Origin of the sequence: Mycobacterium sp. (genome assembly GCF_049281135.1) — a bacterium.
Classification (GTDB): domain Bacteria; phylum Actinomycetota; class Actinomycetes; order Mycobacteriales; family Mycobacteriaceae; genus Mycobacterium.
Map to the genome: position 1 here is coordinate 1 of NZ_JBAPRN010000380.1, position 8182 is coordinate 8182.

The 8182-nt window shown below is 66.6% G+C and carries 7 protein-coding genes and 1 pseudogene; 4 read left to right on the plus strand and 4 right to left on the minus strand.

The features are described 5' to 3' along the window. A pseudogene (locus tag WAN02_RS15260) lies at positions 1 to 337 on the plus strand (acyl-CoA dehydrogenase); the annotation flags it as partial. A gap of 50 nt (positions 338 to 387) precedes the next feature. Here the strand turns inward: WAN02_RS15260 and WAN02_RS15265 are convergent. Then, the gene (locus tag WAN02_RS15265) at positions 388 to 1146 is read right to left on the minus strand and encodes an SDR family NAD(P)-dependent oxidoreductase (RefSeq protein ID WP_422265044.1); all 759 of its coding nucleotides are present in this window, start codon (positions 1144 to 1146) and stop codon (positions 388 to 390) included. A gap of 137 nt (positions 1147 to 1283) precedes the next feature. Here WAN02_RS15265 and WAN02_RS15270 point away from each other — a divergent pair, with 137 nt between their 5' ends. Further along, positions 1284 to 2183 carry an NAD-dependent epimerase/dehydratase family protein gene (locus tag WAN02_RS15270; RefSeq protein WP_422265049.1) on the plus strand — a complete coding sequence of 300 codons (900 nt, stop codon included), beginning with the start codon at positions 1284 to 1286 and terminating at the stop codon, positions 2181 to 2183. Here the strand turns inward: WAN02_RS15270 and aceA are convergent. Then, positions 2180 to 4492: an isocitrate lyase ICL2 gene (gene aceA / locus WAN02_RS15275; protein ID WP_422265045.1), complete on the minus strand. Its 2313-nt coding sequence runs from the start codon at positions 4490 to 4492 to the stop codon at positions 2180 to 2182. The two genes, WAN02_RS15270 and aceA, sit on opposite strands and share 4 nt — an antisense overlap. 225 nt (positions 4493 to 4717) lie before the next feature. Here aceA and WAN02_RS15280 point away from each other — a divergent pair, with 225 nt between their 5' ends. Beyond that, on the plus strand, positions 4718 to 5674 hold the full coding sequence (locus WAN02_RS15280; protein WP_422265046.1) for an alpha/beta fold hydrolase: 957 nt from the start codon (positions 4718 to 4720) through the stop codon (positions 5672 to 5674). Here the strand turns inward: WAN02_RS15280 and WAN02_RS15285 are convergent. Continuing rightward, positions 5669 to 7015 carry a flavin monoamine oxidase family protein gene (locus WAN02_RS15285; protein ID WP_422265047.1) on the minus strand — a complete coding sequence of 449 codons (1347 nt, stop codon included), beginning with the start codon at positions 7013 to 7015 and terminating at the stop codon, positions 5669 to 5671. The genes WAN02_RS15280 and WAN02_RS15285 overlap by 6 nt on opposite strands. 80 nt (positions 7016 to 7095) lie before the next feature. On the opposite strand from WAN02_RS15285, the gene WAN02_RS15290 reads away from it, so the two are divergent. After that, positions 7096 to 8094, plus strand: a complete 999-nt coding sequence (locus tag WAN02_RS15290; protein WP_422265048.1) for a TIGR03617 family F420-dependent LLM class oxidoreductase — start codon at positions 7096 to 7098, stop codon at positions 8092 to 8094. Positions 8095 to 8100: 6 nt separating this feature from the next. On the opposite strand, the gene WAN02_RS15295 is transcribed toward WAN02_RS15290, so the two are convergent. Beyond that, a partial coding sequence (locus tag WAN02_RS15295) for a hypothetical protein (protein WP_422265050.1) occupies positions 8101 to 8182 on the minus strand: 82 nt, incomplete at its 5' end.

The following is an 8182-nucleotide window of genomic DNA, read 5'->3' on the forward strand; positions in this document are numbered from 1 at the left end:
GCTGCTGACCGCCGCGCCGGACCCGGAGCAGATGAAAGACCTCGACTTCCTGCTGGTCGTCGGCCACCTGTTCACGCTGATCGTGTACGGCCAGTTGATCCTCGAACAGGCCGATCTCATCGGTCTCGATGCCGACCTGGTCGACCAGATCTTCGAGGTCCAGATCCGCGACTTCTCCCAATACACCGTCGCGCTGCATGGCAAGTCCAGTTCAACTACCGCACAGCAGGATTGGGCGCTCGCCGCCGTGCGCAGGCCGGTGACCGACTCCGACCGGTTCGACCGGGTGTGGGAGAAGGTCCGGGCCTACGACGGTGCTTACGAGATGCGGCCCTAGCCGATGGGGCCGACCCGCTGTGCGCGGCCCCGCCGCGCTTGCGATCGGCCCTAGTGGGCCGTCGGGACGAACGGGACGTGGTCGGGTGCCGCGTGGCGTGCTGCCAGCACTGCGCGGGCGGGATCACCGATCGGAATCCGCAACGGTAGCTCGGGCTTTTCGGCGGCGTCGGCGATCTCGGTCGCAACCTGCTCGGGGGTGATCATCGCGGCACGCAGATCATCGTCGCCCGCGAGGCCGGCGTACGGGTCGTCGGCCAGTGTGTAGGCGGTCACGTTGTCGAGCGCGCCGGAACTCACCGCCCCCGGCTCGAGCAGCGCGGCCTGAACGCCGAACGGCGCCACCTCGATCGCGAGAGATTCCACCAGCGCTTCGAGCGCCCACTTGGTCGCGGCGTAGGCCGCTGCGTTCGGCAACGCCACGCGCCCGAGGACGCTGGACATGAACAGCAGCTTGCCTTCGCCGCGGGCCCGCATGCCCGGAAGTGCGCCCTGCGCGACGCGGATCGCGCCGACAGTGTTCAGGTCGAACAATCGCAGCAGTTCGGGCAGCGGTATGGCCTCCACCGCGGCATAGAAGATTTCGGCGGGGTTGACGACGACGATGTCGACATCACCCGCGGCCGCGAACGCGGCGGCCACGCTGGCGTCGTCGGTGACGTCGAGGGCCAGCCGTTGATCGAGGTCGAGGGCTTCAAGGGAACGGGGGTCGCGTGCGGTACCGATTACGCGGTGACCGCGCCGGATGAACTCCTCGGTGATGGCGCGACCGATCCCGCGGCCGGCTCCGGTGACGAGGACAGTTGACATGGCGTTGCGCTCCTAGCTGGTGGATTTCGTCGGACCTACGGTGTAAACCGATCGGTGTACCTTCTTGTTCCAAGGTGGCCGAGATTTTCGAGGACGTAAATGCCGACGCCGCGGGAGCCCGGGCATACGATCGGCAGATGCGTGGTGCCAAGATCCTGATCACCGGTCCGACCGGACAAGTTGCCAGTCCCATCGCCCAGGCCCTGGCAGCCGACAACGAGGTGTGGGGCATCGCCCGGTTCACCAACCCGGCGGCTCGCGAAGCTCTGGAAAAGTCGGGTATCCGGTGTGAGACGGTCAACCTGGCCGCCGGTGAGTTCGACGGCCTGCCTGCCGATTTCGACTACGTGCTGAACTTGGCGGTCGCCAAGAGTGGCGACTGGGACAAGGATCTCGGGGCCAACGCCGAGTCCGTCGGTCTGCTAATGGCGCACTGCCGCAACGCAAAAGCATTCCTGCACTGCTCGTCGGCCGCCGTCTACGACCCGCCGGACGACGAGCCGCGCACCGAGCACTCCGCGTTGGGCGACAACCACAAGCCGCTGTTCCCGACCTACTCCATCTCCAAGATCGCCGGCGAAGTCGTCGCGCGGACGATGGCACGGGCCCTCGATATCCCGACTGTCATCGCGCGGCTCAACGTCCCCTACGGCGACAACGGGGGATGGCCGTTCTATCACATGGAGATGATGTTGGCCGGCATCGCGATCCCGGTGCCCGCCGGAATTCCGGCCAGCTACAACCCAATTCACGAGGACGACATCATCGCGACGATCCCGAAGCTCCTCGCGGCGGCGTCGGTACCGGCGACCACGGTCAACTGGTGCGGCGACCAGACCGTCAGCCTGCAGGACTGGTGTCGCTACCTCGGTTCGCTGGTCGGCAAAGACCCGGTGTTCGAGGAGAGCGCGCAGGCGCTGCGCGGCAATCCCACCGATGTGGCGCGGATGCACGAACTGGTCGGCGCCAGTACGGTCGACTGGCAGGACGGACTCCGCCGGATGGCGGCGAAGTTCCATCCCGAACTAGTCGGCTAGTCCTGCTTGGCGATCAGCCTTTTCAGCGCCTCGCGATCGGGTGACAGCAGCTCGTCGATGCGTGCCTGGTTCACGTCGGCGACGATGATCTCGCCGACTTCCTGGTACACGTTGCTGAAGATGCCGTGCGACTTCATCTTTTCGGTCTGGTAGATGTTGTCCTCGGTCGGCGTCACGTAGTAGACGATCTCCGGCTTGAACCGGTGGATCAGCCACAGGTGGATGACGTCCATCAGCCTCTTCTGGCGCATCTTCTCGGCGAACGTGTTCTGGTCACGCACCGTGAGGATGTTGCGTCCGTGCCGGTCCTTGATCGGGTCGACGACCACGTTTGCCAGCGGCTCGTCGGCGTTGTCGCCGTAGATGCCGAGGTCGAGCACGTCGGAGCCGGCGCGCCGCGGGCGCAGCCGCACCGACAGCGTCTCGCCGATCTGGTAGTGGTCGCCCCACAACGCCAGCCACTCCTCCAGCAGCTTCTTCGGCACCTCGGTCTGCACCAGGTGCTGGCTCTGGGTTGATCCCTCGCCCATCGCCTTGGTCGTCGCCGTGCGACCGGACGATGCGGCCAGCGCGGCGTCGCTGCGCGGTCCGCCGACCAGCGTTTGCGGTGTGCGGTACGGCGATTCGACCAGGCGCATCTTGCGTTGCAGGCGAGCCAGCGCCAGCATGCCCTCCTGGCGCAGTGAGGTGGCGAACTCCTCGGACGCGACGCCGTCGATCTGGTGTCCGCCGTAGGTGATGAAGTTGAAGACGAAGCCCATCTTGCCGAGTTCCTCTGGGAACGCCCGCATCTCGTCGTCGGTCATGCCGGTAGTGTCCCAGTTGAACGACGGTGAGAGGTTGTAGGCTAGCATCTGATCCGGGAATTCAGCGTGGATCGCCTCGGCGAATTCCCGCGCGTCGACGAGATCGGCAGTCTTGGTCTCCATCCACAGGATGTCGGCGAATGGTGCCGCGGCAAGCGATTTGGCGATCGCATACGGGATGCCGCCGCGGATTTGGTAGTAGCCCTCCGGCGTCTTGGCCCGCTCGCTGTCCCAGCTGGGGTCCGCGCCGAGTTCGCGTGCCTTCGCGCTCGCGGTGTAGAACGGCGCCCGCTGGGCGAACTTCCGCCATTCCTCGACGCTCATGTCGCGCGATTCGCCCTCGCTCTCGGCGAATTCGAGAAGTTCCGCGACGGCCTCGCCGTAGGTCATCAGCCCGGCGTCGTTCTGCCAGGCGTCGACGAACTTCGACTCGACCTCGTCGAACACGGCGTCGATGGACTGCTGTGCGTGGTCGGGGGACGCGGCCGCCTGGGTGATCAGGTCCGCAATGCCGTGACGCTCGAGCCATGCATCGGCAGCGGCGTATTCGCCGGCGGGCAGGGCGTAGAGCATGTGCCCGTTGAGCTCTTTGAAGCCCGCGTCGTAGAAGCGCCGCACCATCGCCAGGAAGCAGGATTTGTACGACGGGATCTTGAGGTTGGTGGTGCCCAGCACGTACGGTTGGTCGCGCTCGTCGGCACGGCTGTCGAGCAGGTTGGCCGCCTCGGCGTCGGTGCGCGCGACGATGATGCCGGGCACCCGCATGATGTCGAGCTGGAAGCGTGCGGTGTTGAGGCGCTTGATCTGTTCGTCCGACGGCACCAGGACCTTGCCGCCTTGGTGGCCACACTTTTTGGTGCCCGGCCGCTGGTCCTCGATGTGGTAGCCGGGCACGCCCGCCTCGACGAACCGTTTGATCAGGTTGCGCACGTGCGGATCGCCGCCGTGGCCGGTGTCGGCGTCGGCGATGATGAACGGCCGATAATCGACAGCCGGGGTCCTTTCGCGCTGTTCCTCGCTCATCCGCAGCCGTAGGTACTGCTGGTTGCGGTCGGCGGTCAGCAGCGCCCGGACCAGGCCCGCGGCCTCGTCGGGCACCTGGCTGAGCGGATAGCTGGCCAGGTCGGGTCCCGGGTCCTCGCTGATCGAGCCCTTGGCCGAGGTCGCCCACCCGCCAAGGTAGATGCCCTCGATGCCCATCCGCTTCATCGCCACAGCCTGGCCGGGTGAGTACGGCCCGAACGTGGTGATGCTCTTGCGCTGAGCGAAGAGCTCGCGCAGCCGCGGGTAGAAGGCTTCGGCGGCCTCGCGGGCGACGATGTAATCGCTGGGGATCGTGCCGCGTTGCTCGACGACTTGCCGAGCGGAGAAGAGGCGGGTGATGCCGTCGAAGCGTGCACTGTCCTGATATTGCTGCGTTGCGGCTACGTCACGTTCAAAGGCGTTGTGCGAGTCCTGCTCGGACGGTGACTGCGTCTTTGCATCCGCCTCGATGGTGCTCATGTTCTCTGCGCTCCTCATCATCCCCGATATGCCTGATTAGGTGAGTCTATGGCGCATCGGGCATACCGCCGACGGGTTCCGGCTAAACCCTTCACCGCGGATTCGCGCCGGTCCGGGAGCGCGCAAGATAAATGTCGCGCAGGACATTTATCCGCCGATATCGGATAGTCGGCTCGGCTACACTCACCGAGCGCGGCGACGGGGCCGCGACTGAGGGGAGCGGCAATGAGTTCTCTGCGAGCGGCCCGCGCGCCGCATCCCCTGCCAGCGGCTTTGCCGCCGAGCCGCACCGTCGAGGTGCGCTCTGCCGACGGGACTCGCCTGCACACCGAGGTGTTCGGACCTGAGGACGGCTATCCGATCGTGCTCGCCCACGGCATCACCTGCGCAATCCGGGTCTGGGCCTATCAGATCGCCGAGTTGGCGGGCGATTTCCGGGTGATCGCGTTCGACCATCGCGGTCATGGACGTAGCGGCATCCCGCGCCGCGGCGGGTACAGCCTCAGCCATCTCGCCGCAGATGTCGATGCGGTGGTCGACGCCACGTTGAGGCCGGGTGAGCGTGCCGTCATCGCGGGGCATTCGATGGGCGGCATGGCGATCGCCGCCTGGTCGGATCGTTACCGGCACAAGGTCGAAGCGCGCGCAGATGCCGTCGCGCTGATCAACACCACCACCGGTGACCTGTTGCGTGAGGTGCGATTGTTGCCGGTGCCGGCACCGTTCGCGGCTGTGCGGGTGTTGGGTGGGCGTGCCCTGATCAACATTTTCGGTTCGTACCCGGTGCCACCCGCCGTGCGACGGGCCAGCCGGGAAATGATCTCGATGCTCGCGGTGGGCGCCGACGCCGACCGTGCCGTCGGATCACTGATCTTCGACCTGTTCAACTCCACCGCGCCGGCAGGCCGCGGAGGCTGCGGCAAGGCCCTCATCGAGGCGATGGGACGCCGCCATATCGACCTGGCCGGCCTGACGGTGCCCACGCTGGTGATCGGCAGCCAACGCGACCGGTTGACGCCGCTGGTGCAGTCGAGGCGAATCGCTGCTGCCGCACCGAATCTCGCCGGCCTGGTCGAGTTACCCGGCGGGCACTGCTCGATGCTGGAACGACCAGCTGAGGTCAACCTGGAACTGCGGACACTTGCCGAATCGATCGCCGGCAGCAGGCGCATCAGCTCATAAGCGCCCGGCGACTTCGGTGGCGGCCCGCTGACCGGAACGCACCGCCCCGTCCAGGAAGCCGGTCCACTCGTCGGCGGTCTCGGTGCCGGCCCAATGGATGGGCCCGACGGGTCGCCGCAGCAGCGGCCCATAGCGTGTCCATGAGCCTGGCGGCACCGCGGCCGTTGGCCCACCTGGCGCGAATTCCTCAGCACCCCAACGATGATCGACGTAGTCGATCGGCTTCAGGGCTTCATCGCCGAACAGTGCGGCGAAGCACTCGAGCGCACGTTGCCGACGCTGATCGGCGGGTAGCTCATCGAACGTACGGGCGTCCACAAAGCCGAGCAGGATCCCGGGCCCGTCGGGCTGCGGGCTGACGTCGAAGGTGATGAACACCGGACCCTCGTCCGAGAGCGCCTCACCGGAAAATCCAGCGCTGCGCCAGAACGGCGTCGGATAGGCGGCATAGGCCTTGCTGAGCCGGCCCTGCGGCCACTGCGCGGGCAGTTGCCGATGTTCGGCGGGCAGCGCGGGAGTGAATTCGATGATGTTCCAATGCTCCGGCGGGACTGCGACAACGACGTATCTGGCGTCCGCCGTGCCCTTTTCGCTGGCGACCGTTACGCGGCCGTCGTGGTAATCGATGCGCCGCACGGCGGCTTCCAGTACGACGTGGTGGCCGAGTTCGGCTGCCGCTGCGCCGGCGATCTGCTGCGTGCCGGCCGCGAAACGGTCTTGCTGCGCACCGTTTTCGACGTCGAGCATCCGATCCAGACCACCGGCCGCGCGGGCGTAACGAGCGGCGTGCAGCATCGACACGTCGTCGAGTTCGCATCCCCAGGTCACCCGCGCCATGATGGCCAGCAGGTCCCGGGTGGTGGCGCCGGCGCGCACCGATCGCAACCACTGACCTAATGACTGGCTGTCCAGCCGGGCGGCGCGCCGGGCAGTCCACGGCTCCGCCAGCGGAACAGTCCGGGCGATGCGTTCGAATTGCCAACGCACACGGGCGAGATCGATCAGACCGCCGAGCGAGAGGCGGGGGATTGTGCCGCTATAGGAGCGGACCGCGCCGCGCCACCGAATCAGGTTGGCGCCATCGTGGTAGGTCGGGACGGTCGGGATGCCGAGCTCGGCGGCGAGAGCCAGTACGGCGTCCTGCGTCGGGCCCACGAATGTGCCGCCCATGTCGACCGGGATGCCCGCGACGTGACCGGTGTACGAACGCCCGCCGACCCGGTCACGGCCCTCGAGTACCAGCACATCATGGCCGAGCCGGCTGAGCTCGCGGGCTGCGGCGAGGCCGGCGAAACCGGCACCCACCACGACGACATCTGCGGTCCAAGTCGCGTTAGGCATGCCCTTCAGTCAACCTCATCGATGCTGCGTAATGTCAGGGACCAACCGACACCACCCAATTCATTGTGAGGCGGCCCTCGTTGAAAGTCTTCACCGCTCTGTATGGCCTGGCCGACGCGGCTGAGCGCGCGCGGGAGCTTCGCGATGCCGGTGCCAGTGGAGTCGCCACCTTCGAGGGGCCGCACGATGTGTTCGCGCCGCTGACGTTGGCGGCGACCGTTCCCGACCTGAACCTGATGACCAATGTCGCGATCGCGTTCCCACGCAACCCGATTCATCTGGCGCACCAGGCCAACGACCATCAGTTGCTGAGCTCGGGACGATTCATCCTCGGCCTCGGAACTCAGGTCCGGGCTCAAATCGAAAAGCGGTTCGGCGTGGAGTTCGACAAACCGGTGGCCCGGATGACCGAGCTCATTGCGGCGCTGCGGGCGATCTTCGCGGCGTGGAACTCCGGTGAGCGGTTGGATTTTCGCGGCGACTACTACCGGCACACGTTGATGACGCCGACGTTCAATCCGGGCCCGAACCCGTATGGTCCGCCGCCGATCTACGTCGGCGCGCTCGGGCCTCGGCTGACCCGTGCCGTCGCACAGCACGCCGACGGTCTGCTGGTGATGCCGTTCGGCTCGAAACGGTTCCTGCACGAGCACACCATGCCCATGGTGCGCGAGGGCCTGGAAGTGTCCGGCCGTCATACCACCGACTTGGCCGTGCTGCCCGAAATCATTGTCTCAGCGGGCGAAACCGATGCTGAACGCGAACAGGCCGATGTGCGGACACGCGCGCTGCTGGCGTTCTACGGCTCGACACCGGCGTACCGCCCGGTGCTGGCGGCGCACGGCTGGCAGGATCTGCAGCCCGAATTGAACACGTTGTCCAAGCACGGCCGCTGGGAAGAGATGGGCGGGCTGATCGACGACGAGATGTTGCACACCATCGCCGCGTGTGGCACACCGGCTGACGTCGCACAGCACATCCGCGACCGAGTCGAGGGGATAGCCGAGACCGTGTGCCTCTATCAGGCGGCGCCGTTGAGCCTGTCGACCCTGTCCGCGATCGTCGACGAATTACGCTGAGAGACTTTACGGCGCAACCGTTAGCCAGTCCTTGAAGCCGGACGGGTCGTGGCGGCCCAGCGCGCCGTGCTCGTAGAGGCCCCAACCC

What these genes read in the sequence shown, in the direction of transcription:
- WAN02_RS15265 (WP_422265044.1), bottom strand. Translation starts at nt 1,146, where the DNA reads ATGTCAACTGTCCTCGTCACCGGAGCCGGCCGCGGGATCGGTCGCGCC.
- WAN02_RS15270 (WP_422265049.1), top strand. Translation starts at nt 1,284, where the DNA reads ATGCGTGGTGCCAAGATCCTGATCACCGGTCCGACCGGACAAGTTGCC.
- aceA (WP_422265045.1), bottom strand. Translation starts at nt 4,492, where the DNA reads ATGAGCACCATCGAGGCGGATGCAAAGACGCAGTCACCGTCCGAGCAG.
- WAN02_RS15280 (WP_422265046.1), top strand. Translation starts at nt 4,718, where the DNA reads ATGAGTTCTCTGCGAGCGGCCCGCGCGCCGCATCCCCTGCCAGCGGCT.
- WAN02_RS15285 (WP_422265047.1), bottom strand. Translation starts at nt 7,015, where the DNA reads ATGCCTAACGCGACTTGGACCGCAGATGTCGTCGTGGTGGGTGCCGGT.